Raw genomic sequence first — 22,875 nt, forward strand, 5'->3', positions numbered from 1 at the left:
TATCGTCCGGACGAACCACTCGACTAACGATGACACTGCCGTATCGACCGCGGGCCACGGAGGGAGTGGCCCAATGACGCTGGCGGACCGAGTTGTGTCGCTGATAACCGAACGGAGCGGACTCGTCATTGCCGTGATGCTCCTGTTGAGCCTCGGGATGGGGGCCGGGATGGCGTTTCTCGACGACAGTTCAGGCCTCGACCAGTTCCAGTTCGACTCTGAAGAGAGCGAGGCACTGGATTACATCGAGGCGAACTTCGGAGACGGCAGCGGGGAGACGACCACAGTACAGATTGTGGTGCGTGGCGACGACGTGTTGACACAGGAGTCCTTTCTCGACACCCTGGAGCTACAACAGGATCTCCGAAACAACCCGACGGTACGCGACACACTCGCGACGAACGGGACGTTCGGAGATCTCTCGAACGTCGTTGCGACCACGGCACTCAGACAACAGCGCGCAAGTGAACTCGAACAGCGCCGGACGGCACTCGAACAGCGACGTACAGAGCTAGAGGACACCGCCGGCACGCTCAGCGACGGCATCAACGAGACACGCGCGCTCGAAGGCGAGTTCCTCTCGCTCAACGCCTCTTTTGAGCGGGGCGAAATCGACCGCGAGAGTTACGAGGCCGAGGCCGAGCGGCTGTCAAGTGAGCTCGCTGCCGTTGGCCAGCGTGCGGCCACAGAACTCGACGCGGAATCGGCCGGGGCGTACGAACAGCTCCGAAGCCAGGTCCGTGACCTCCAGGGCGAACTCGCTGCTGTCGAGCAGCAGTTCGCCGCCGGCGAGATAGACGAAGACGAGCGCGACCAGCAGCGCTCACAGCTCCGAGCAGAGCTCGAATCGGTCTACAGCCGCATCCAGACCGAGGTTCTCGCCGAGGAGTTCGCCACCCTGGAGGAACGTGGGAAGACCCTCGAATCCGAGGCTGCGGCAATCGAGTCATTCGACCCCACACTCGACGAGCAGATTGCAGCCGTCGAGTCGGTGAACGACACCCAGCTCGACAAGATTCTCGGAGCAGTGCTCGGCGAGGACGCGCCCCGTGACGCGCTCGTGTTTGTTCCCAAAGACTTCGAGCGCGGGTCGACCGAGGCAGACGCTCGCCAGCTGTTTGTCACACAGGTTCCCGAGGGAGAGGTCGTCCAGGGTGACGCTCCCGAACCCATCGTCGACGCCCAGCTCGCCATCGCGGATACCGTTGAGGAGCGGTTCGGGGACACCGGACTCGTCTTTGGCTCTGGCATTATCAGCGACGAAATCAACCGCTCGATGGCCGACTCGATGGCCATCGTCCTGCCGCTCGCGCTGTTGTTCGTCGTGGTCGTCCTTTCGATTGCCTACCGCGACCCGCTGGATATCGTGCTCGGGCTGTTCGGCATCGGTCTCGTGTTGGTCTGGACCTTCGGCTTCATGGGCTGGGCCGATATCTCGTTCAACCAGATCATGATCGCGGTGCCGGTGTTACTGGTCGGGTTGTCTATCGACTACGCGATTCACGTCTTCATGCGACACCGAGAGGAGCGCACCGACAGCGACCAGCACACCCGGAAAGCGATGGGTTCGGTGTTGCTTGGCCTGGGCGCGGCGCTGGTCTGGGTGACCGTGACGGCGGTGCTCGGATTCCTTTCGAATCTCGTCAGTCCAGTCAGCCCAATCCAAGAGTTCGGTGTGGTGTCTGCGTTCGGTATCGCGTCGACGCTGCTCATCTTCGCGACGTTCGTCCCGGCAGCGAAGGTCAGCCTCGACTCCATCCTCGAAGCACGGGGCTGGGACCGTCGCAAGCGCGCGTTCGGAACAGGCGGGGGGGCCTTCACGCGTGTGCTCTCGGGCGGGCGAGTCATGGCAAAGCGGATCCCGGTGGTCGTTGTCCTCCTCGCCCTGCTCATCACGGCGGGGGGTGCCTACGGCGCAGCACAGGTCGACACCACCTTCCAGCAGGAAGACTTTATCGCCGATGAGCCGGCGGGGTGGACCGAGGACCTCCCAGAACCGTTCTCGCCCGGTGAGTACACCGTCAAATCGAACCTGCGGTTCGTCAACGACCGGTTCATCAGGCAGGACACGACGACACAGATACTACTCGACGGAGAAATCACGAGAGACGAGACGCTGAACGATCTTGCCGCAGCGACGGACGCCGCCGGAGAGCAGTCGGCCGTGGCGACACTCTCTGGTGAGCCGGACATCCAGACGCCGCTGGGTGCCATGCAGGCCGTTGCGGCCGAAAACGAGAGCTTCGCGACAACGTTTGCCGCCGCAGATACCAACGGGGACAGCGTTCCCGACGAGAACCTCACCGCGGTCTACGATGCTTTCTTCCAGACAGCACCCGACCGCGCTGGCGACGTTATCTACCGGGCAGACGGCGAGTACGAGTCCGCCCGGATGGTCATCTCGATGGACGGTGATGCGACGGCCGCCGAGGCGACCGACGCGACCCGCGAGATTGCAGCGACCCTCGACCGCTCCGACAGACCCTCTCTCGCCACGGGTCAGCTCGTCGTGTTCAACATCGTCGAGGAGGAGCTATTCAACACCGTCATCGAGAGCCTCCTGATCACCATGGTGACGGTCTTCGTCTTCCTGATGATCGCCTATCGGTTCGTCCACGGCAGCGCGACTCTCGGTGCAGTCACACTTACGCCCATCCTGCTCTCGGTGGCGTGGATTCTCGGCTCGATGTCTCTGCTCGGGATTCCGTTCAACGTGATGACCGGGACAATTACCAGCCTCACAATCGGGTTGGGTGTCGCCTACAGCATCCACATGAGCGAGCGATACCGTCTGGAACTCAGCCGCGGGCACGACATCTGGGACTCGCTGGACCGTGCTGTCACCGGCACTGGCGGCGCGTTGCTCGGCAGTGCTGCGACGACGGCCGGCGGATTCGGCGTGCTCGCGCTCGCCATCCTGCCGCCGCTGCAGGATTTCGGCGTCATCACCGGACTGACAATCGTCTACGCATTCCTCGCCAGCGTGTTCGTCCTGCCGAGTCTGCTCGTGCTCTGGACGCGGTATCTCGGTCCCGAGGAGTCCGCCGTGACAGACTCCGAGCCATCGGACGGTGACACAGCAGCGCCGGACGACGGGCCGACGACGGCGCTCACTGAGTACGACCCATCGAACGAGGACGGGCCGGCTGGCGAGTGGCGACCCAGCATGGGCAAACGCCCGGCATCCCCGACGCGGTCGGTCGAGCCAGCCACCCTCGCGCCTGGCTCGTCGTACACGGCGACGGTGACCGTCCCGCTGGAAGCCGGCCTCACGTCGCTGGCAGAGGAGCCACCGGGCGAAGTTACAGCCGTCGAGACGTTCGGCCCAGAGCCGCTCAACGTGACCGCGACCGACGGAACCGTGAAAGCACAGTGGGACCTCGACACACAGGGTGTCGCGACCGTTCGATTCACCGGTCATCTGCCCCGAGAGATAAACGGCGGGGCGGCATTCGAGGGGACCGTCTCGACAACCGAGAAACAGACCACAGTCGGCGGAGACACCACGCTCGCTGTGACCGCTCCGACCGCAGAGGACTGACCAGCACGTCGCCGGCGGTAGGCTAATGTGGCTGCCACGAGATTTGTGAACGTATGCCAGAAGAGACAGTTCACAAGTCCAGGCGGACCAGAGGGCGAAAAGCGATTGCGACCTACCTCCGACGGATTGCGAACAGGCTCGGACGCGGTGAGTCGGTGCCGGCCGACAGCGAGCAGACGATCACTGTCGATCCGCCAGAGGCACCGGAGATGGAGGTCGAAGTCGAGCGCGAGGACGGCGACCTCAGTCTCGAAGTCGAACTCGAATGGGAGGAAGGCGAGGACGATGTAGACACGGACGCGGCGGCGAGCAAGGCGACCTTCGAACGCTACGAGGACAGCGCCGAGCAGTGGCGCTGGCGACTCCTCCACGACAACGGCAACATCATCGCTGACGGCAGTGAGGGATACGCCTCGAAACAGAAGGCGACCCAGGGCCTCGAAAGCGTCGTCGAGAACGCGCCTGGCGCTCGTGTCGTCGACCTCTCGAAAGACGAGGAGGACGACGAAGAGGGCGGGACCGACGCGACCTTCGAACTCTACGAAGACGACGCCGGCGAGTGGCGCTGGCGACTCGTCCACGACAACGGCAACATCATCAGCGACGGCGGACAGGGCTACTCCTCGAAACAGAAGGCAAAACAGGGCCTCCAGAGCGTGAAGCTGAACGCGCCGGGCGCGCCGGTCGAAGACGCCGAGTCATAGCGAGCGAGGCCACGCCGGCGGTCTGTACGACGCATTATCAATTCCGTTACCGATTCCCAACTGGAGAGAATGTTCCCGATACGTGAAGTAGCTCCGGCCCGGCCGAGTGATTGTGCGAAACGAATGAGAGTGAGAAGCGATGAGTAACAAGAGCAGGTCGCCACAGGCCGAGCTGGGGTTGCTCGACGCGACGATGATTGGAATGGGCGCGATGATTGGGGCGGGAATTTTCGTGTTGACCGGGCTCGCCGCAGAGCTTGCCGGTCCGGCGGCCATTCTCGTCTTCGCACTGAACGGCGTCGTCACGGCCTTTACCGGCCTCTCGTATGCCGAACTCGCTGCCTCGATTCCAAAAAGCGGCGGCGGGTACGCCTTCGTGCGCGAGATTTTCGACGACCTTTCCTCGTTCATTATGGGGTGGATGTTGTGGTTCGCATACATGATTGCAGGGGCGCTGTACGCGCTTGGGTTTGCGCCGAATTTCCTCGAACTGCTTCACGTCTACGGGGTGGTCGCGCCGCCCGAAGAAGTGAGTGCAGTCGCGGTGCCACTGTTCGATGTCACGGTACCGCCGGCCTTTCTGCTGGCGTTCGTGGCGGTGCTTGGACTGGTCGCACTCAACGCCGTCTCGACGGCCGCAAGCGGGAGCGTCGAGACGATATTCACCGTCATCAAGGTCGGTATCCTGCTGGTGTTCGTAGCCTTTGGCCTCACGTCGTCGATGTTTTCCGGGGCCGAGTTCCAGCCGCTGTTTCCGGAAGGAAGCGGCGCGGGGGCGGTGTTGCCCGCGATGGGGCTGACGTTCATCGCCTTCGAGGGGTACGACCTCATCACGACCGTCACCGAGGAGGTCAAAAATCCCCGAGAGAACATCCCGAAGGCGATTTTCATCAGCCTCGCGGCAACAGTCGTGGTCTATCTGGCGGTCGTCACCGTCGCCGTTGGCACCCTCGGCGCACAGGGGTTGGCCGACGCTGGTGAGGCTGGCATCGCCGCGGCCGCGACCTCGTTCATGCCGACCGGTCTGCCGATCATCCAGAACGGGGGCGCACTCATCGTCTTCGGCGCGGTGTTCTCGACGCTAACCGCACTGAACGCTGTCGTCATCGCCTCCTCACGGGTGGCGTTCTCGATGGGGAGAGAGGGGCAGTTGCTGCCGTCGTTTGGACAGCTACACCATCGCTACGGGACGCCGTTCGTCGCTATCCTGGCGAGCGCGGTCGTCATGCTGGGGTCGGTGGCGCTCCCGACTCAAAGTGCCGGCAACATGTCGAGTCTGTTCTTCCTGCTGTCGTTTATTATCGTCAACGTCGCTGTCATCAGGCTCCGCCGCGAGCGGCCGGCGATGAACCGCCCGTACAAAATGCCATTCTATCCGGCTCCGCCGCTGATTGGCATCGCCCTCAATCTCCTGTTGACCGGCGTACTCGTCGAGTATCTGCTTCGGACGGACCCGCTCGCACTCGCGCTCAGCGTGGGGTGGATACTGCTCGGCGGGATCGCCTACCTCGGGCTGAACCGACTGCGAACGCCAACAGACCAGACAGAACCGACCACCGATACCGAAATAACACTAGAGGACTGAACACATGACCAACGACTACAACGTAATTATCGCGGGCGGCGGACGCGTCGGCTTCCAGACAGCCGAGATACTCGTCGACCGCGGCCACGACGTAACGGTTATTGAACGCGACGAACGCACGATAGACGAACTCGCAGACGAGTGGATGGTGACAGTTATCCGCGGCGACGCGACCGACCCCGGGATACTCGAACAGGCTGGCATCGACCGTGCCGATGTCGTTGCCGGCCTCACCGGCGAGACAGGTGTCAACCTCGCTGTCTGTCTGGCCGCATCGGAACTCGTACCTGGGGTCCGGACGGTCGCACGCATCGAGCGCGACGTCGGGGACGCCTACACCCGTTTTGTCGACGCGGTGTTGTTCCCCGAGCGCGCTGGTGCACGGGTCGCAGCAAACGAAATCGTGGGCAGTGACGTCCAGACGCTCTCGGACGTGACCGGCACCCTCGACATCCTGCTCGTCCGGGTCGCCGAGGGTGCGCCGGCAGCCGGCAAGAAACTGTCGGAGGTGCGGTTCCCCGACGGAACCCTGGTCGTCTCGGACGACGATGGGAACCGTGTCGCCCGCCCCGAGACGACCCTAACCCCAGGTCGCCAGTACGTCGTCGCCGTCGAACCCGACGTCGTCGAGGAAGTGATGAACCTGATGCGCGGCTAGCGGTCGGTGCTATCGGTGTCGCCCCCGAACTCGTCCCCGACTGCCTGGCGGTCGATTTTCGAAGGGCCGCTTGTCGGCATCGAGTCGACGAAAGCAAGATGGCGAGGGCGTTTGAAGCCTGCCAGTTTCCCTTCCAGGTACTCCGTCAGTTCCTCCAGCGTCAGCGACTCGTCGCCCTCGACGACTGCCTTGCCGACCTCGCCCCACTGGTTGTCGGGGACCGGGATGACGACGACCTCGTCAACCTTCGAGTGGCCAGCGATGACATCCTCAATTTCGGGCGGGTAGACGTTCTCGCCCCCGGAGACGAACATGTTCTTCTTGCGCCCCTCGATGTAGTAGTAGCCGTCCTCGTCGACGCGCGCGAGGTCGCCGGTCGAGACCCACGGGTGCTCCTCCTCGGAGCCGAAGGTCTCGCTCGTCGCCTCCTCGTTGTTCCAGTAGCGGTCGGCGGCGTGTGGACTCGCCAGTTCGAGTTCGCCAACCTCCCCAGCGGGCAGTGGGTCGCCGTCGTCGTCGACCACGCGGGCGTCGACGTACATGCAGGGTTTGCCGATGCTCCCGGTTTTCTCCTGCGAGAATCCCTCGGGCATGGCGAAGTTGTTGGGGCCACACTCGGTCAGGCCATACCCCTGCGAGAGCGAGAGGCCCCGCTCGTTCCAGGCCTCGATGATGGCGTCCCGACAGGGGCCACCGCCGCTTTTGACCAGCCGCAGCGAGGAGAGGTCCGTCGCCTCCCAGTCGTCGTCCTCGACCATGAATCGCAACACCGCCGGCACCGAGACCAGCACAGTCGCCTCGTAGCTTTCGACCAGCGAGAGTACCTGGCCGGGTTCGACATCGCGGGAGATAACGACGGTTCCGCCGAGGTGAAAGAGGGGAATAGTGAGGACGTTCCAGCCGCCGGTGTGGAAAAAGGGAAACAGCATCGGCGTCACGTCGTCGGGACGCAGTCCCCAGGAGATGATCGTGTTGAACGCGTTCCAGGCAATCGAGCCGTGGGTCTGGACGACCTGTTTCGGGAGGCCGGTCGAGCCGCCAGTATGCAAGAACAGATGTGGGTCCGACAGCCCGACGTCGGCAGTCTCGACAGGCGAGTCGTCGGCCGGACGGCTCTCCTCGTAGCGGTGCCACTCTCTGTCTGCGGGCGCGGGAGCGAACTCGTCGTCGCCGTCAGCAAGCCCGACCAGCGGCGGACACTCGTGTGTGAACCCCTCGTGAGCGAGTGCGTCGGTCAGGTCCTCGGCGAAGGGCGCCTCGACGAGTAACAGTGTTGGGTCAATATCGTCGAGCATGAGCGCGAGTTCTCGGGGGGCGAGACGGTGTGACAGCGGCGCGAGCGCTGCGCCGCGTTTCGCCGTCGCGAAGTAACAGTCGACCAGTGCCGGTCGATTGCGGGAGACGACGGCCACACGGTCACCTTCCCCGACGCCGAACTCGTCGAGGAGTCGGGCAGTTCGGTTCGCCCGTGCGTCGAGGTCGGCGTAGGTGAACGCCGTGCCGGTGTCGGCGTCGACCAGTGCGGTCCGGTCGGGTGTGAGCGCCGCGCGCTTCTCGCTCAGCGACCCGACCCACTGGTAGGGACGGGGGCTGTGGTGATGAACGGTCATAGGCGCTTGTGGGCTTGTTGGAGCAAGCATTTAATATTACAGGTGAGTGAAGAGTATGGGAGGAGGTACAGCACGTGATAGATATCTCGATGGAGATGGAGCAACACGACTGCCCGTTTATCGACACGACACTCGACTACGACGTGTCGTTCTCGGCGGTGCAGTGGGAGTTCGACGCCGCCAAGCGAGAGCTGGAGACGCGGATGTTGGTCCAGGGAGCAAGCCGGTCGGCGCTGAACAACGGCGTCGAAGCGCTCCGTGCTCATCCCAACATGCACGACTACCGGCTCCGCAAGCGCTGGGACGACACCGCACAGATACAGACGGTGATCCACGAGACCGACGCGATGGCACGGATTCGTGGCCACGACGGGTTCATCACCGGCCCCTTCTACATCGAGGATGGCTCCGAGCTGTGGCACGTCGGCTTCGATTCTGGGGCTGTTGCCGACACAGCACTCTCGGAGCTCGAACGTAACAACGAGTTCGACGTGATGTCCCGCGACCAGGTCGGCGGGCCGCTGGTCCAGGAGACCGTCCAGAACGTCAACGCCGGGCTGGAGCTGGTCGAGGCCTGCCGCGACCTCACCGATGTCGAGCGCGAGGCACTGACCGCTGCCGTCGAGGAAGGATACTTCGAGTCTCCCCGGGAGACGACGCTGAACGAACTCGCCGACCAGTTCGGAATCTCTGCTCCCGCGTTCTCGAAAAATCTCCGGCGCGGCCAGCAGAAGGTCGCCCGTCACGTCGTCGAGACCTTCGAACTGTTCTCGGGGTCAGCAGACGGCGAGGCGACTGGACGCTAGGCTCGTTCTGCGGGCGGTGCCTGGACTCGTGTGACCAGTTCGCTCTCGAGCGCGAGACGCATCTCGATGTTGTCAGGGTGTTCGTCGACGGGACAGAATCCGAGTCGCCGATACACCCGGCGGGCGGCCCGGTTCTCTTTCCCGACCCGGAGCACTATTGTCTCGTGGCAATTGGCAGCCGCGCGGGCGAGCACCTGCTTGCAGAGCTCCGTCCCGATTCCGCGGCCGTGATATTCGGGATCGACGAAGACCAGCAGCTCCGACTCCGTGGCCTCTCGTGGCGAGTACAGCGCGTGTCCGACGAGGCGGTCGTCCTGGACTGCGAGCAGGTTCTGTCCCCGGTCGAGAAGCCTGTCGAGCCACCGTTCGAGCGCTGCTCTGTCTCTCGGCGGCAACAGCATCGACCGGTGGGCGTCGGGGTACGCCGCGTAGAACTCGAACAGCCGCTCGCGTGCGTCATCTCGGACCGGCCGGATCAGAATCCCCTCGCCCTTTGTATCCACAAACCGGGGACAGCGCGGCGGACACGCCGATGTTCCCGAACAGTCTGAGGGGTTCCAGACCAGACAGCAAGGTTCCTGGCTGTCCATAGCCTAGCTACCGTGTTTCGCACCCTCAAGGTTCACCCACGTATATTGCGGAGATTTATACCCATGTCAAGCGAGGGAACCAAAACACGCAGACGAAGGCGGGTTTCAGCCGTGAGGTTAACATATGAACTCCATCCTTTATGTGTGCAGGCGTGTGACTAACTTGCATGGATTTTGACAGACTATCGCGCCGCCGCGTACTCGGCGCACTCGGCGCATCAAGCACAATCGCACTCGCCGGCTGTTCGGGCGGCGACGGTGACGATGGAGAGGACAGCGAAGACGGCAGTGATGGGAGCGATGGAGACGACGGCAGCGATGGGAGCGACGGCAGTGACGGAAGCGACGGCAGCGATGGGAGCGACGGCAGTGACGGAAGCGACGGCGGTGACGGAAGCGACGGCAGTGACGGAAGCGACGGCGACAGCACGAATCAGGACCTATCAGGCACACTTCGAATCGGTGTTCTACAGGACTTCTCCGGCCAGCTGGCGATATACGGCGCACAGGGGTCGGCAGGCTTTTACAGCGGCCTGGCGCACAAGGCTGACGACGACCCGCTGCCGGCCGACGCCATCGACGAGGGCGACTACGACTACTCCGTCGGCGATATCGACATCGAGATTCGCGCTCGCGACACGCAGTTTGCGCCAACACAGGCACAGACACTGGCCTCGGAGCTGGTGTCGCAGGACGACGTCGACATGCTGTACGGCGTCGGCAACTCCGGAGGAGCAATCTCGGTCATCAACGGCGTCGTCGACCAGGCAGAGGTTCCCTTCATTGCCGGGCCGGCGGCCTCGGCGGAGATTACCGCTGGCGAGGGAACCTGTCGAGACCTGGTCTTCCGCGCGAACGAGAACACCGCGATGGACGCCCGGAGCGGCGGCGTCTACATCGCAGACCAGACCGACGTCGACCAAATCGCGCTGTTCGGTGCTGACGACGCGTTCGGTCAGTCCGTGGTCACCAACTACCGGTCGGTCCTCGAAAACCGTGGCGTCACCATTGCCGACGAGCGGGCCGTCCCCGAGGACCTCGACCAGCCCGAGTGGGAGGGTCTCCTCGAGGAGGCCGAGAACGCGGGTGCAGAGGGTATCGTCGGTGGCTTCACTGCCGCCGGCCTCTCCGGATTCTTCTCGGCGTTTCTGGACGGCGGCTACGACATGCAGCTGTTCGGCGGCTTCGCTTCCCGGCTGACGCTCGGCGTCGTCGGCGGGGCCCTCCAGAGCACGCTCGACGACTTCAGCAACGAGGCACTCCAGGACGCCGACTTCGGACCGTTCACCACCAGGTACCACTGGAACCAGTACGACAATCCGATTAACGACCAGTTCGTGGAGTCCCATTCAAATACCTACGGCGTGGTGCCAGACCTGTTCACGAGCGGCGCCTTCACCGCCGCCTCCGCGGTCGTGCAGGCGATGAACGAGCAAGGCGAGGTCAGCCCCGACGCGATCGTCGAGGGGATGAGCGGGATGACTGTCACGGACACGCCGAAAGGCGAAAACGGCTACACCTTCCAGGAGTACAACAACCAGGCACGCTCGGAGATGACCGTCGCACCGGTGACGGTCACGCCCGACAGCCAGGAGAACTGGCCAGCATCGATTATGCCCGGCGACCCCATCGAACGGGTGTCGGCCGATGATGTGACGATTCCAGCAAGCGAGATGAGCTGCGACCTCTCCTGATCGATGCTCCGCACGACGGCGCTTACGAAACGCTTTGGTGGCCTCACGGCCGTCGACAGTGTCGACTTCGAACTCGACGACAGACTCACGTCGCTCATCGGCCCAAACGGGGCCGGCAAGACGACGTTTTTCAACCTCCTGACTGGCGCGCTCGAACCCAGTGAGGGCAGCATCGAACTCGGCGGCTCCGAGGGGTGGGTCGACGTGACCGCCGACACCACCTACGAAACCGCACAGCTTGGCGTCCACCGCTCGTACCAGATAACGAATATTTTTCCGACGAACTCCGTCCTAGAGAACGTCCGCATCGCCCAGCAGGCCCACAGCGGCGACTCCTGGCGGTTCTGGCGCAACGTCAACGCATTCGACGACCACTACGAGCGGGCCCACGAGATTCTCGAACGAGTCAACCTCGACGAGAAGACCGAACAGCTAGCAGAGAATCTCAGCCACGGCGAGAAACGCCAGCTGGAGGTCGGCATCGCGCTCGCGGGCGACCCCGACGTGTTGTTGCTCGACGAGCCAAACGCCGGCGTCTCCACCGAGGACGTGGACTCGATTCGCCGGATTATCGAGGATGTGGCACGCGACCACGCCGTGTTGCTCGTCGAGCACAACATGGACCTCGTCATGAACGTCTCTGATCGCATCGTCGTCCTCAATCAGGGCGAGATTATCGCCGACGGCGAGCCCGAGGTGATTCAGGGCAACCCCGAGGTCCAGGACGCCTACCTCGGCGGGTACGAGCCTGGGGACCTGCGGCGCTCGGAGGGGGTCGCATGACGCTGCTCGAACTCGAAGACGTCCACACCTACTACGGCCAGAGCCACATCCTCCAGGGTGTCGACCTCTCAGTCGACGAGGGTGAGGTCGTCGCCCTGCTCGGGCGAAACGGTGTCGGCAAGACGACGACGTTTCGCTCGATTCTGCAGCTGACGCCGCCCCGCAAGGGGTCGATTCAGTTCAAAGGGAACGAGCTCGTCGGCACCGACACCTACGAGGTCGCAGACGCCGGCATCGGCTGGATTCCCGAGGACCGCCGGATGTTCAGCCGGCTCAGCGTTGAGGAGAACATCAAGGCGTCGGTTCCCGGCGACGAGAGCGAGGCCGAGGCGCTAGAGCTTGCCTACGAGACGTTCCCGATTCTGGGCGAGCGAGCCGACCAGCGCGCCGGCGACCTCTCGGGTGGCCAACAGCAGATGCTCGCCATCGCACGTGGGCTCGTGGGCGGCAACGAGCTGTTGCTTGTCGACGAGCCGAGCGAGGGACTGGCTCCGAAGATCGTCACCGATGTCGGCGAGGCGCTGCTCTCGGCGTCGGAGTCACTCCCTATCCTGCTCGTCGAGCAGAAACTCGGGCTCGCGCTCGACCTCGCCGATCGGTTTTATGTGATGGACCACGGCACCATCGTCGACTCGGGCGAGACAAGCGAGGTAAGCGTCGACGACGAACGCCTCAGGAGGTATCTCTCGGCATGACGGGAGTTGCAGCAGTCGACCTTCTGACAGCCGTCCCGCTCTCTGTCGGCGAAATCGCCGAACTGTTCACCTCTCCGACAGAGCTGGCGAGTGTCTTCATCGAGGGACTGGCGAAGGCGAGTCTCTATCTGATGGTCGCCAGCGGCCTAACGCTCATCTTCGGGCTGATGGATGTCATCAACTTCGCGCACGGCTCGTTTGCGATGTACGGCGCGTACATCGGCGGGACAGCCGTCCTCACGCTTGGCGTGGGGTCGATGGGGCTCGTCGGTTCGGTCGCGACGTTCCTTGGAATCATGGTCGGCGTGTTCGTACTGCTTGGCTTGCTCGGTGTCGTCTTCGAGGTGGCACTCATCAGGCGGCTCTATGAGTATCCACCCATCTACATGATTTTGCTCACGTTCGGTATCTCGATTACCATGGAGGAGTTCATGCGTATGCTCATCGACTACTACGACGTAAACAGCGGTCGTGAGGCCGTCGACTGGGCGGTGCCCCGCCAGGAGACCGTTCCCGAGGCCTTGCAGGGGACGTTCGACGTCGCGGGCGTGAGCATCGGCGGACTCCACCCCTTCCAGATTCTGCTCGGCGTGCTCACGGTAGCCGGCATCTGGTATTTCCTCAACGAGACACGGTACGGCCTGTTCGTCCGGGCCGGCGTCGAGGACGACGAGATGGCAAGAGCCCTCGGCATCAACATCAATCGGACGTTCACGGTCGTCTTCGCCATCGGGTCGGGGCTCGCGGGAGCCGCCGGCGTGATGTTGATGTGGTCGCCGCTGTGGCGGGTGAACGTCCCGCTCGCACTCGGCGTGCTCCTGCCGGCTTTTGTCATCGTCATCGTTGGCGGCCTGGGCTCGTTCAAGGGAACGGTCGTCGCCTCGCTGCTCGTCGGGATGCTCGACGCGCTGGCGACGTGGGCGTTCCGCGTCGAGGTCATCACCTTCACCGACATCGACCAGCTGCTCATCTTCGCCATCCTGGTCGTGATGCTCATCCTCCAGCCACGTGGTCTCTTTGGCGTCGAAGGGCAGGGTGATCACGGATGAGCACCACGGAGTCGGGGCTGTTGCCCGCCTGGGTCGGCCAATACCTCCGCGACCACACGGTACATATCGTCGTGGTCGCGCTTTTCATCCTCTATCCGTTCGCCTACGACGTCCTCGTCGGGCAGTTCGGCCTCATCGCCGAGACGCTACTCCTGCGGCCCCGAACAATGTTGACGGTGCTGTGGCTCGGTCTCTTTGCAATGTCGTTTGACTTTGTCAGCGGCTACACCGGCTATCTCTCCTTCGGTCACGCCGCCTTCTTCGGCATCGGAGCCTACTTCGTCGTCCTGGGCTACAACGGACAGCTGCCGCTGTTGCCCGCCGAGTTACCCTTCATGTCGCTGCTGGTACTGGGCGCACTGGTCGCCGTCGTTGCGGCCGTGCTGATCGGGCTCATCGCGTTCCGGCTCTCCGGCGTGTACTTCGCGATGATTACGCTGGGTGTCTCTGAAATCTTGTTCGTTGCCTCCGAGAACTTCGATTTCATCACGCCGGGCGGCAGTGACCCCGCAGACGGTATCACCCCCGGGACACCATCGGACGTCGAGACGTTCAATCCGGAGCTTGGGGTTCCCTTCGTCGACGCGCTACAGGTCGAACTCGGCGCGTTTGGCGATACGTCCATCCTCGGCATCGACATGGCACCGATATTCAGCGAGACGAGCCCGGCCATCGTCGTCTCCTATTTCGCTATCGGCGCGGTCGTGCTGGTCTCGTATCTGGCGATGCAACGCATCATCCACTCGCCGTTTGGTCGCGTGATGATTGCCATCAGCGAAAACGAAGAGCGCGCCCGCGCGGTCGGGTACAACACCTTCTGGTTCAAGATGGGTGCCTTCGCAATCAGTGCCTTCTTCGGCGCGATTGCGGGCGGGCTGCTCGTCGGCTACCAGGGATTCATCGATCCACAGAACAGCTTCTTCTTCCTGGTGACCGGCTTCGCGCTGGTCGCGGCCATCATCGGCGGGCTGAAGACACTTGCCGGGCCGCTGTTTGGGTACCTCTTCCTGGAATGGGTCGAGGAGTTCCTCGCTCGTGAGGGAAGCGGCGGCGGCCTCCAGCCGTTCCTCGAACAGAACCTCCCCGACGGCGTCCTTGATGCGACAATCAGCGGCGGACTGACTGTCAGTAAGGCGCTTGACTCGTTCATGACCGGCCACGGGGAGTTCTACGCGGGCATCATCTTCGTGCTGTTTGTCCTCTTTGTCCCTATCGGGCTGCTCGGGACGCTCCGCCTGCGGCTGGGAACGGAGTCGGTCTCGAAACACGTCTCCCGGAAAATCGAGCGGCGGCTCTCGGGTGACGAGACGAGCGAGGAGTGACACGCGCCCGTGAGCCGAACGGGGCAGTCTCCCAACTACTGGCGTAACACGGTTGCGTAGGTCACGACTGTGACGGCGAGCGTGCCGACGGCGAGGTTGCGGAGCGTGAACTCCGCTTCGCCGATGAAGTCCAGTCCCCAGAGGACGATGCTGGCGAACAGAAGCGACAGCACGACGTTGAGGGCGAGCAACACGCGGATATCTCCGTCTGATGTCACAGTGTGGTGTCCAACGCCGAACGACTTGAAACCCCCGACGAGATTTTTGTTCGTGGCGTCGTTAATTCGAACTGTGGTACAAAACAGCGAGGGAGAGCCAGTCGACCCCGTCCCGTTCGTGGTCGTGACTGGCATGTTCTTTCTCGTCTGTTACTCGTTTTTTCCGGTGTATTTCCTCTCGCTGGGGGTTGGGCTGCCTGCGGGGCTCGCGCTCACGACCAGTATCTTTCTCGCGCTCGCGGCCGGCGCGTACAATCGCCTCGTCCGGTCGTTCCGCCCGGAGGTCAGAAGGGAGGTCCCCGCAGAGATTCGACTCCAGAAAATCTTCTACTACGCGATTATCGTGACGGGCGTGTTCCTGTTTCTGACGATGATTCTGATGGCATAGGACAGGTGGTCGCCGCGTGGCATGACTCCACACGCTTTTGATACCCTGCGTGCTATCTGCAGTATGCACGAAGTCGAGGTGTCGCGGTTCGTCCAAACCTATCCCGAGGTCGTCGCGGAGGCCCTTACCCCCGAGACCGTCCTCGAGGCAGAGGGGAGTTTCGCAGTCAGAGACACCGAAGATGGAGGAGACCGAGTTACCGTCGGCGGCTACGGACTGGAACTCGTGTTCGAGTTCAGCGACCGTGAGGATGGTATCGAGTACGACCAGGTTGAGGGACCCCTGGAGACCCTCCGGACGACGGTGCGGTACGAACACGAGGACGAGGGGACCCGGCTCACCGCCCGCTCGGAGGTCGCTGTCGGTGGCCCCGGCGTCGTCGACCGGGTCGCGGCCTGGAAGCGCCGCGGCGAACTCCGTCGGGCCCTCGCCGGCATCGGCGAGGCCTGCCGGTAGCCACGGTCGTGTGTGCAAGCCACACAGACGAACCGGATTTATGTTGTATGTCACCGAGGAACAATTATGGGACTACTCAGCACGATTACCGAAGTGTTCGAGGCGTCGACGCAGTCGACCAACCGGGGCGACATCACACAAAACGAGTCGGAGGGAGCCTACTGGTGCCACGACTGCCAGGAGCGTATCCGTGACGTCGACGTCGAGGGAGAGGGGCCGCCGGGCTGTCCGTCCTGTGGCGACGAGATGGAGTTCGAGCGCTCGAAAGGCACGGCAAGCTGTGCCTGCTAGAGTCGCCACTCCTCACCTTCCTCGCTCGGAAACGGATTGTCAACATCGTCGATAGGTTCGTCCTCGCGGAGTTCACAGTCTGTGAGTGCCGCTTCGAGTGACTCGCCGTCCATCTCTCGGCCGATGAACACCAGTTCCGTCCGGCGGTCGCCGGCTTCCTCGTCCCAGGGGAGGTCCGGACGCATCCGTCGCTGGCTCTTCTGGCGGCGTTCGGACATCGCAGCGACCCACGGCTCACGGCCGACAACGCGGCGGACAGAGCCGGTGCCGGTGTACCGCAGCGCCAGGTCGTCGCGGCCGGCGACCCAGACGATGCCTTTCGACCGGATGACCGACTCCGGCAGCGACCGGAGCACGTCCCCAAAGCGCCCGGGATGGAGGGGGCGTCTCGTCTCGAACGCGACAGAGGTAACGCCGTAGGTCGACGCGGGGTCGTGGACGTGTCCGGAGTCGGCGTGTTCGAGGGCCTGTTCGCGATGGTCGCTCTCGCTCAACGACTCGGGGCCGAACAGCCCGGTGTCGAGGATATCGCCGGGGTCGATTCGGCCGTGGCTCGTCCGATACTGTTTCGCGTCGGGGTTCAGCGCGGTCAGTAGTGATTCGGTTTCGGTAATCGTGGCCTCGTCGGCGAGGTCGCATTTGTTGACGAGGAGGACGTCGGCGTGTTCGGCCTGGGTCACGAGCAGTTCCGAGAGCGGCCGCACCTCGCCTTCGGTTTCGGCCTGCCCCGGCCGTTTGCGGCGGATGTCTTCGGTCGTAACGATGTCGTCGTCGGCAAGCGTCTCGCGAAAGTCTGTGGCGTCGACGACGGTCACGAGCGTATCCAGACGGTACGGTGCGGAGGCGGGACCGGTCGTGAACAGCCGCGCGACCGGCGTCGGCGCAGAGATGCCGGAGGATTCGACGACAAGACGGTCGAACTCGCCGGTCCGGGCCAGTCGGCTGACTGCGACCTCCAAGTCGTCGCGCAGGTCACAGCAGATACACCCGTTCGAGAGTTCGGTGATACCGTCACCCTCGGCCTCGATTAGCTCCGCGTCGACGTTGAGCGCACCCATGTCGTTTACCAGCACCGCAATCCTGCGGTCCCCAGGGTTCGAGAGCAGGTGGTTCAGCGTCGTCGTCTTGCCCGCTCCTAACGCACCTGAAAGAAGGGTTACCGGCGTTCCGTCGTCACTCAGTGTGTTCATGTATGTCGTGTTCGGTAGTGGCATACTTATAGCTCGGCGTCGGACCGCAGCGTACCGAAGAGGGTCGCCGATGCCGTCTGTGTGCGAGCACCGAGACCGGCGGTACGTTTTACCGCCCGGGCGGCGTGGTGACAGGTATGCAACTCGACAGACAGATTCGAGCCTACCGGGAGACGCTGGCGGAATGGCTCCGTGGCCTCTATCACGGCATGATTTCACACCCGGCCTACGAGAAAATCGAGAACGCGGCAGAGGACAGCGAAGACGCCTTCCTGCTGGCGTGTTTCCCCGACGCGTTCGGGATTCCGAGCCCGATGTCGTACTACACGGCGGAACTGTTGCCTTACCTCGCCGAGGAGTTCGGGCAGTGGGAGCGCCGGATGTGGGACAGGGGTACCGCACTTGAACGGAAGGGCAAACAGTATCACTTCTGATGAACCAGTTCGTCTTCTTCGGCGGCAAAGGCGGCGTCGGTAAGACCACCGTCTCCAGTGCGTTCGCCCACAAGTGCGCCCGCGCGGGCCAGGAGGTGTTGCTCGTCTCGACAGACCCGGCCCACAGCACCGCCGACGTGTTCGACCAGGAGTTCGACGACGACCCCCGCCCGGTCGAGGGGTACGACTCGCTGTCTGTCATGGAAATCGACCCAGAGCAGGCCGTCGACGAGCATCTGATGGGCATCAAACGGTCGCTGGGAGACCAGGTGAGTCCGGCTATCGTGAACGAAATCGACCGCCAAATCGAGCTTGCACACCGGACACCAGGTGCCCACGAGGCTGCGCTCTTCGACCAGTTCATCGAGGTGATGCGCGACGCCGACGCGTTCGACCGCGTCGTCTTCGACACCTCGCCCACGGGAGGGACGCTCCGGCTGCTCTCGCTCCCGGAATATCTGGGCGGCTGGATAGACCGCCTGCTCGAAAAGCGCGAGGAGAGCGTCAAGCTGTACGAGCGGGCAGCCATTGGCGGCCGGGAGCCACGTCGGACCCAGGTCGGAGACCCAATCATCGCCCGGCTGCAGGCCCGCAAAGAGAACTTCGAGTTCGCCGGCGAGACGCTACGCACCGACGCGTCGTTTTATGTCGTGTTGAACCCCGACCAGCTCTCTGTCCGCGAGACTTCGCGGGCTGTCGACCAGCTACGGGAGTACGACCTCAACGTCTCCGGCCTCGTCGTAAACCGGATCACCCCGGAGCCAGACGCCGAGGAGACGGGCCGTGGAGCCCGGTACCTGCGCGATAGGATCGAGACCGAAACCCAGCGGCTCCGGGAGGCCCGCGAGTCCATCGACCCGCCTGTCGTCGCGACTATCGAGTCCCGGGTCCGGGAGGTGAAAGGAGACATCCTCGAATCCGTCGCCGCGGAGCTCGAGATTGGTTCTGAGTAACGCTGTCGTTCGATAGACCACCACTGACTCCTGGCACCCAGCCGGTTCGTTTGACACACACACATTTCAGAAGAGGTACTGAGATTTGGAATCGCCGGCTAAGTTTTTGCAAAATGGAAAAATATAAGTGTGTCATGCATATTGTTGTCATCGTACTATGGTTAGTGTTATCACAGTAGTATTGCTGTCGCTCGTAACGTTCACCATCGGGTACTTCGCGTACTCGCGGTATCTGGCACAGTTCGTGGAGTTAGACGATGAGCAAGAGACACCTGCACACAAGTACAACGACGGGCAGGAGTATGTCCCCTCGAAAAAGCCGGTACTGCTCGGACACCACTACTCGAGTATCGCCGGCGGGGCACCGATTGTCGGCCCGATTACCGCAGGAGCGGCGTTTGGCTGGCTTCCCGCAATTCTGTGGATTGCCATCGGCAATCCGCTGTTCGGGGCCGTTCACGACTTCATGTCGCTGTCGGCGAGTGTTAGACACGAGGGGAAGTCAATCGGGTACATCATCGGGGAGTACGTCGGAGACAGGGGCAAAGACATGCTGCTGTGGTTCGCGTTCCTGACGATAATTCTCGTCATCGCGGTGTTCGCGCTGGTCGTGGGGGTCGTGTTCAACGCCTTCCCGGCCTCGGCCACGGCGAGCATGCTCTATATGACGCTGGCGCTGCTGTTTGGCGTCTACCTGTACCAGTTCAACCTTCCGTTCCTGCCCGGGGCAGTCGTCTTCTTCGGGCTGGTGTTCGCCGGGGTGTTCGTCGGCATCGAGTACCCCATCGCGCTGGTCGAGACGGAGGCGACCGCCTCAGACACGATTGTCTTGCTTGGCGAAGCCTCAACCTGGGACTGGTTACCCCTTGCCGGCTCACAGGGCGCAAACGTCGCCGCGTGGGTTCCGGTCGTCATCCTCTACGCGTTCCTGGCGAGCGTCCTCCCGGTCTGGGTGCTGCTCCAGCCGCGTGACTTCCTGACGTCGAGCCTGCTGTACGTCGGCGTCGGTGGGATGTTGCTGGGTGTGCTGGTCGCGGCAGTGCTGAACGTCGCTGGCGGTGGGTTCAGCGTCGAAGTCCCGGCGTCGGTGTCGACCGGCGACGAGGTACTCACCAGGACCAGCCTCGACATGGAGATTCCGGCGTTCAAAGGGTTCACGAGTTCGCTCGGGCCTATCTTCCCGTTCCTGTTCGTGACAATCGCCTGTGGGACAATCAGCGGCTTTCATTCGCTGGTCTCCTCGGGAACAACCGCAAAACAGCTTGACAAGGAGAGCGACGCCCGCCTCGTCGGCTACGGCGCGATGCTCGGCGAGGGGCTGCTCGCAACCACGGCAGTCGCGGCGCTGGCGCTGGTGGCGGTCACTGACTTCGGAGCCGGTATCGTCGGTGCCCTGGCAAACTTCCCGGTCGGCGGCGCAATCATGCTCTCTGCCGGCTTCGGCATTCCGCCGGATATCGGTGCAACCTTCATCGGACTGGTGTTTGTCAGCTTCCTGTTGACCTCGACGGACACCGCAACCCGCCTGGGTCGGTACATGCTTGAAGAGATTGTTGGCACTCCCGAGACGAGCACCCAGGAGATTGCGGTCAACCGCTACTTCAACTCCGGCGTTTTGCTGTGTCTCCCTGCCTACCTGCTGGTGGGCAGCGGGGAGTGGTCGACGCTGTGGCCGCTGTTTGGCGGTGCGAACCAGACGCTTGCCGCGCTCGCGCTCCTCTCGGCGACACTCTGGCTGGCTAACTGGGACGAGTCCAAACAGCTCATCAGCACCGGCGTGCCGATGGCAATCATGGTCGCGGTCAGCGTCTCAGCGCTGTTGTGGATTGGGGCTTACCGGGCACCGACAGATGCACTCGACGCGAGTAGCACGTCCGGCATGGTTTCGGCTGGGGTGCAGTCGGTTGTCGCACTCGTTCTGGCGTTTCTGGCAATATCGTTAGCCTGGATGGGCTACAAAAACATCACATCGGTCAGAGACTCCTACAGCGGGACGGTCACGAGCGACGACTAAGTGCGGCCCGGAGACGCGCGAACACACCTGCGGATTCTGTTTCTGTCTCAGGTTCATCCCACAGCCTGAATGCCCGGACGACATCAGTATCTGGGCTGGCGACAGACGCTTTCTGTTCGGGAGCGACAACGAACAGGCGGACGGTATAGTGCCCGTGGTACCCGTACTTGAGCAGCGTCCGGGACTCGTAGTCTGAGACGTACTCCCGGATATCGGCGGGAACCTCCGGCGCGACGAGACCGAACACAAACTCCGTGCCGAAGTGCTCCTCGTCGGCGTCTATCCACTCGTCGGCTAGGGCGTCACTCAGCTCCGACAGTCGCTCTAGGTCCGCGACCGAGACGTCGTCGACGCGTCGGACGAACAGGTGTTCGGTCGTCTCGTGGTCACCGTAGGTGAGTGCTGGATGGATGAACTGTTTGCGCCGTTTGATTTTTAGACGGCCATAGAGGGTGAACCGCTGGCCCTGGACTCGCCGGTCTTGTTCGAGGTCGTAGTTGTGAAAGAGTCTGTCGCTCACGCGGTCGACGTACTCGTCGTCCCAGTCGGGGACGTCCGCGAGCGGGTCCTCGTCGCTGTCGGTCATAGAACGGTGTCGTCGGGGAACCCTCAAAGTCTCTCCGGTGAGCCGACACGTATCTATAAGTTCGTCGACGCCGTTTGTCAACTCATGGCAAAAAACGAGGAGAATAAAGAGGCGTGTGGTCGGTGTGCGATGAGTTCGGTTTCCGGGGTGATGGACGAGGAGTACGACCCATTCGATGGCGAGCGCATCGAGGTCCCCGAAGATGAGGTGCGAAAGGTCTCGCCCGGCGTTATTTTGGGCCGCGTGAAACGCCGCATCGACAGCGTCGTCACGAGACTCACATACGGTCGCTGATACCCTCAGGAAATCGTCCGACCGGACATAACTACGGCCGGAAGGTTCGTCAACCGTCAAGAAACGACCGCACCGCTGTCTCGGTCTGCTCGCCGGGTTCCAACCAGGGCATGTGTCCGTGGCCCGCCAGTTCGTGGAACTCGGCACCCATCTTCTCTGCGACAGGGCGGCCGACTGCCGGCTCCCAGAAGGAGTCGTCGCTGCCCCAGACAAAGCTCGTCGGTCGGTCGATACCAGGGAGTTCCTCGCGCAGGTCGAACAGCTGATGCATCCGGCCGAACGAGCCCTGTTCGCTCTGGAGCGAGCGCAGACTCCGCGTCCGGTCGGGCATCTGGCTGCTCGCTGCCAGCAGTTCGTAGAACTCCTCGGCGACCGCCGAATCGTCGGCGACCAGCAGCTGTGCGGTCTGCTCTTGTGCGCTATCGAGTGGGTCACCCAGTCCGTTGAGCCAGAATAACAGCCGATTCAGCCCCCGAACAGTCAGCAGCCGAAACCCAAGCGAGAACTCCCGGGAGACGCCGCCGGGCGCGCCGACCAGACAGAGGCGGTCGACGCAGTCATAGTCGAGCGCGAGCAGAAACGCCTGTTGGCCGCCCAGCGAGTTGCCGATGACGTGGGGCTGGTCCAGACCGAGTTCCTCGAAGAGGTCGACCAGATAGCCGACCATGAACCACCGGAGATTGCGGCCGCGATAGCTCGGCGCGCCCGACAGCCCCCGACCGGGCCGGTCTGGCATGTACACTCGGTAGTCGTCGGCCAGCGCGGACACCATCGGGAGCCAGGTGGCCCCAGTCGTCGAAACTCCATGTAAGAGGACGACCGGTTCCCCGTCCGGGTCGCCGGCGGCCAGATAGTGTATCGGCCCGGCTGCGTCGGTCTCGACGGTCCGTGACTCGATATCGACACCGTAGCGGTCCGCGAGGGCGGCCTGCCGGCGGGCGTACCGTCGCTCTGGTTCGGTCGCCCAGTCATCGGGTGACGGCGGTCGAGTGTCACTTGTTGCCATGGAATGGA

General features: G+C 63.1%; 23 protein-coding genes. 17 read left to right on the forward strand and 6 right to left on the reverse strand.

From position 1 onward, the window contains the following. Positions 1–73 precede the first annotated feature (73 nt). The 4 genes from OSC37_RS07565 (at position 74) to OSC37_RS07580 (ending at position 6,488) form a co-directional block, all read left to right on the forward strand. Positions 74–3,541, forward strand: coding sequence for an efflux RND transporter permease subunit (locus tag OSC37_RS07565; protein ID WP_267163976.1), 3,468 nt, complete (start codon positions 74–76; stop codon positions 3,539–3,541). Positions 3,542–3,594: 53 nt separating this feature from the next. Continuing rightward, positions 3,595–4,245, forward strand: coding sequence for an HVO_2922 family protein (locus OSC37_RS07570; protein WP_267163977.1), 651 nt, complete (start codon positions 3,595–3,597; stop codon positions 4,243–4,245). 139 nt (positions 4,246–4,384) lie between these two features. Then, a complete protein-coding gene (locus OSC37_RS07575; RefSeq protein ID WP_267163978.1) occupies positions 4,385–5,830 on the forward strand; it encodes an APC family permease in 1,446 nt (481 codons plus the stop codon). Positions 5,831–5,834: 4 nt separating this feature from the next. Further along, a complete protein-coding gene (locus tag OSC37_RS07580; protein ID WP_267163979.1) occupies positions 5,835–6,488 on the forward strand; it encodes a potassium channel family protein in 654 nt (217 codons plus the stop codon). Here the strand turns inward: OSC37_RS07580 and OSC37_RS07585 are convergent. Continuing rightward, on the reverse strand, positions 6,485–8,098 hold the full coding sequence (locus OSC37_RS07585) for an AMP-binding protein (RefSeq protein WP_267163980.1): 1,614 nt from the start codon (positions 8,096–8,098) through the stop codon (positions 6,485–6,487). The genes OSC37_RS07580 and OSC37_RS07585 overlap by 4 nt on opposite strands. 74 nt (positions 8,099–8,172) lie before the next feature. Here OSC37_RS07585 and OSC37_RS07590 point away from each other — a divergent pair, with 74 nt between their 5' ends. Beyond that, complete coding sequence (locus OSC37_RS07590; protein WP_267163981.1) at positions 8,173–8,904, forward strand: helix-turn-helix domain-containing protein; 732 nt, start codon at positions 8,173–8,175, stop codon at positions 8,902–8,904. On the opposite strand, the gene OSC37_RS07595 is transcribed toward OSC37_RS07590, so the two are convergent. Next, positions 8,901–9,494 (reverse strand): GNAT family N-acetyltransferase, encoded by a 594-nt coding sequence (locus OSC37_RS07595; protein WP_267163982.1) that lies wholly within the window; start codon positions 9,492–9,494, stop codon positions 8,901–8,903. The genes OSC37_RS07590 and OSC37_RS07595 overlap by 4 nt on opposite strands. Positions 9,495–9,661: 167 nt before the next feature. Here OSC37_RS07595 and OSC37_RS07600 point away from each other — a divergent pair, with 167 nt between their 5' ends. From OSC37_RS07600 to OSC37_RS07620, 5 genes are read left to right on the forward strand one after another with little or no spacing between them, the layout of a single operon-like run. Continuing rightward, positions 9,662–11,188, forward strand: a complete 1,527-nt coding sequence (locus tag OSC37_RS07600) for an ABC transporter substrate-binding protein (RefSeq protein WP_267163983.1) — start codon at positions 9,662–9,664, stop codon at positions 11,186–11,188. A gap of 3 nt (positions 11,189–11,191) precedes the next feature. After that, entirely contained in the window at positions 11,192–11,971 is a 780-nt protein-coding gene (locus tag OSC37_RS07605) for an ABC transporter ATP-binding protein (RefSeq protein ID WP_267163984.1), read from the forward strand. After that, positions 11,968–12,666 (forward strand): ABC transporter ATP-binding protein, encoded by a 699-nt coding sequence (locus OSC37_RS07610; RefSeq protein ID WP_267163985.1) that lies wholly within the window; start codon positions 11,968–11,970, stop codon positions 12,664–12,666. Before OSC37_RS07605 ends, OSC37_RS07610 begins: the two co-directional genes overlap by 4 nt. Further along, on the forward strand, positions 12,663–13,715 hold the full coding sequence (locus OSC37_RS07615; protein WP_267163986.1) for a branched-chain amino acid ABC transporter permease: 1,053 nt from the start codon (positions 12,663–12,665) through the stop codon (positions 13,713–13,715). The genes OSC37_RS07610 and OSC37_RS07615 overlap by 4 nt, the downstream gene beginning before the upstream one ends. After that, the gene (locus OSC37_RS07620; protein WP_267163987.1) at positions 13,712–15,037 is read left to right on the forward strand and encodes a branched-chain amino acid ABC transporter permease; all 1,326 of its coding nucleotides are present in this window, start codon (positions 13,712–13,714) and stop codon (positions 15,035–15,037) included. Before OSC37_RS07615 ends, OSC37_RS07620 begins: the two co-directional genes overlap by 4 nt. A 35-nt stretch (positions 15,038–15,072) precedes the next feature. Here OSC37_RS07620 and OSC37_RS07625 read toward each other — a convergent pair whose 3' ends face one another. Next, on the reverse strand, positions 15,073–15,255 hold the full coding sequence (locus OSC37_RS07625; RefSeq protein WP_267163988.1) for a DUF8107 family protein: 183 nt from the start codon (positions 15,253–15,255) through the stop codon (positions 15,073–15,075). Between the two features lie 73 nt (positions 15,256–15,328). Between OSC37_RS07625 and OSC37_RS07630 the strand changes: the two genes are divergently transcribed. From OSC37_RS07630 to OSC37_RS07640, 3 genes are all read left to right on the forward strand, one after another. Next, positions 15,329–15,643, forward strand: a complete 315-nt coding sequence (locus OSC37_RS07630; RefSeq protein WP_267163989.1) for a hypothetical protein — start codon at positions 15,329–15,331, stop codon at positions 15,641–15,643. Between the two features lie 63 nt (positions 15,644–15,706). Next, complete coding sequence (locus OSC37_RS07635; protein WP_267163990.1) at positions 15,707–16,099, forward strand: SRPBCC family protein; 393 nt, start codon at positions 15,707–15,709, stop codon at positions 16,097–16,099. 66 nt (positions 16,100–16,165) lie between these two features. Next, positions 16,166–16,390 carry a hypothetical protein gene (locus OSC37_RS07640; protein WP_267163991.1) on the forward strand — a complete coding sequence of 75 codons (225 nt, stop codon included), beginning with the start codon at positions 16,166–16,168 and terminating at the stop codon, positions 16,388–16,390. Here OSC37_RS07640 and OSC37_RS07645 read toward each other — a convergent pair. Further along, entirely contained in the window at positions 16,387–17,580 is a 1,194-nt protein-coding gene (locus OSC37_RS07645; protein ID WP_267163992.1) for a CobW family GTP-binding protein, read from the reverse strand. The two genes, OSC37_RS07640 and OSC37_RS07645, sit on opposite strands and share 4 nt — an antisense overlap. 137 nt (positions 17,581–17,717) lie before the next feature. Between OSC37_RS07645 and OSC37_RS07650 the strand changes: the two genes are divergently transcribed. The 3 genes from OSC37_RS07650 (at position 17,718) to OSC37_RS07660 (ending at position 20,981) form a co-directional block, all read left to right on the forward strand. Further along, the gene (locus tag OSC37_RS07650; RefSeq protein ID WP_267163993.1) at positions 17,718–18,014 is read left to right on the forward strand and encodes a DUF7990 family protein; all 297 of its coding nucleotides are present in this window, start codon (positions 17,718–17,720) and stop codon (positions 18,012–18,014) included. Next, positions 18,014–18,967 (forward strand): ArsA family ATPase, encoded by a 954-nt coding sequence (locus OSC37_RS07655; protein ID WP_267163994.1) that lies wholly within the window; start codon positions 18,014–18,016, stop codon positions 18,965–18,967. The genes OSC37_RS07650 and OSC37_RS07655 overlap by 1 nt, the downstream gene beginning before the upstream one ends. Before the next feature lie 157 nt (positions 18,968–19,124). Then, the gene (locus tag OSC37_RS07660; RefSeq protein ID WP_267163995.1) at positions 19,125–20,981 is read left to right on the forward strand and encodes a carbon starvation CstA family protein; all 1,857 of its coding nucleotides are present in this window, start codon (positions 19,125–19,127) and stop codon (positions 20,979–20,981) included. Here OSC37_RS07660 and OSC37_RS07665 read toward each other — a convergent pair. Continuing rightward, positions 20,965–21,567, reverse strand: coding sequence for a DUF8052 family protein (locus tag OSC37_RS07665; RefSeq protein ID WP_267163996.1), 603 nt, complete (start codon positions 21,565–21,567; stop codon positions 20,965–20,967). The two genes, OSC37_RS07660 and OSC37_RS07665, sit on opposite strands and share 17 nt — an antisense overlap. An 84-nt stretch (positions 21,568–21,651) precedes the next feature. Here OSC37_RS07665 and OSC37_RS07670 point away from each other — a divergent pair, with 84 nt between their 5' ends. Further along, positions 21,652–21,861, forward strand: a complete 210-nt coding sequence (locus OSC37_RS07670) for a DUF8007 family protein (RefSeq protein WP_267163997.1) — start codon at positions 21,652–21,654, stop codon at positions 21,859–21,861. Positions 21,862–21,910: 49 nt separating this feature from the next. Here the strand turns inward: OSC37_RS07670 and OSC37_RS07675 are convergent, their stop codons facing one another. Next, complete coding sequence (locus OSC37_RS07675) at positions 21,911–22,867, reverse strand: alpha/beta fold hydrolase (RefSeq protein WP_267163998.1); 957 nt, start codon at positions 22,865–22,867, stop codon at positions 21,911–21,913. Between the last annotated feature and the right edge of the window lie 8 nt (positions 22,868–22,875).

Origin of the sequence: Halovenus salina, assembly GCF_026410925.1 — an archaeon.
GTDB classification, from domain to species: Archaea; Halobacteriota; Halobacteria; order Halobacteriales; family Haloarculaceae; genus Halovenus; species Halovenus salina.

Bases quoted from the DNA above. Each gene is read 5' to 3' on its own strand.
- OSC37_RS07565 (WP_267163976.1), top strand. From the start codon at position 74: ATGACGCTGGCGGACCGAGTTGTGTCGCTGATAACCGAACGGAGCGGA.
- OSC37_RS07570 (WP_267163977.1), top strand. From the start codon at position 3,595: ATGCCAGAAGAGACAGTTCACAAGTCCAGGCGGACCAGAGGGCGAAAA.
- OSC37_RS07575 (WP_267163978.1), top strand. From the start codon at position 4,385: ATGAGTAACAAGAGCAGGTCGCCACAGGCCGAGCTGGGGTTGCTCGAC.
- OSC37_RS07580 (WP_267163979.1), top strand. From the start codon at position 5,835: ATGACCAACGACTACAACGTAATTATCGCGGGCGGCGGACGCGTCGGC.
- OSC37_RS07585 (WP_267163980.1), bottom strand. From the start codon at position 8,098: ATGACCGTTCATCACCACAGCCCCCGTCCCTACCAGTGGGTCGGGTCG.
- OSC37_RS07595 (WP_267163982.1), bottom strand. From the start codon at position 9,494: ATGGACAGCCAGGAACCTTGCTGTCTGGTCTGGAACCCCTCAGACTGT.
- OSC37_RS07600 (WP_267163983.1), top strand. From the start codon at position 9,662: ATGGATTTTGACAGACTATCGCGCCGCCGCGTACTCGGCGCACTCGGC.
- OSC37_RS07605 (WP_267163984.1), top strand. From the start codon at position 11,192: ATGCTCCGCACGACGGCGCTTACGAAACGCTTTGGTGGCCTCACGGCC.
- OSC37_RS07610 (WP_267163985.1), top strand. From the start codon at position 11,968: ATGACGCTGCTCGAACTCGAAGACGTCCACACCTACTACGGCCAGAGC.
- OSC37_RS07615 (WP_267163986.1), top strand. From the start codon at position 12,663: ATGACGGGAGTTGCAGCAGTCGACCTTCTGACAGCCGTCCCGCTCTCT.
- OSC37_RS07620 (WP_267163987.1), top strand. From the start codon at position 13,712: ATGAGCACCACGGAGTCGGGGCTGTTGCCCGCCTGGGTCGGCCAATAC.
- OSC37_RS07635 (WP_267163990.1), top strand. From the start codon at position 15,707: ATGCACGAAGTCGAGGTGTCGCGGTTCGTCCAAACCTATCCCGAGGTC.
- OSC37_RS07640 (WP_267163991.1), top strand. From the start codon at position 16,166: ATGGGACTACTCAGCACGATTACCGAAGTGTTCGAGGCGTCGACGCAG.
- OSC37_RS07645 (WP_267163992.1), bottom strand. From the start codon at position 17,580: ATGAACACACTGAGTGACGACGGAACGCCGGTAACCCTTCTTTCAGGT.
- OSC37_RS07650 (WP_267163993.1), top strand. From the start codon at position 17,718: ATGCAACTCGACAGACAGATTCGAGCCTACCGGGAGACGCTGGCGGAA.
- OSC37_RS07655 (WP_267163994.1), top strand. From the start codon at position 18,014: ATGAACCAGTTCGTCTTCTTCGGCGGCAAAGGCGGCGTCGGTAAGACC.
- OSC37_RS07660 (WP_267163995.1), top strand. From the start codon at position 19,125: ATGGTTAGTGTTATCACAGTAGTATTGCTGTCGCTCGTAACGTTCACC.
- OSC37_RS07665 (WP_267163996.1), bottom strand. From the start codon at position 21,567: ATGACCGACAGCGACGAGGACCCGCTCGCGGACGTCCCCGACTGGGAC.
- OSC37_RS07670 (WP_267163997.1), top strand. From the start codon at position 21,652: ATGGCAAAAAACGAGGAGAATAAAGAGGCGTGTGGTCGGTGTGCGATG.
- OSC37_RS07675 (WP_267163998.1), bottom strand. From the start codon at position 22,867: ATGGCAACAAGTGACACTCGACCGCCGTCACCCGATGACTGGGCGACC.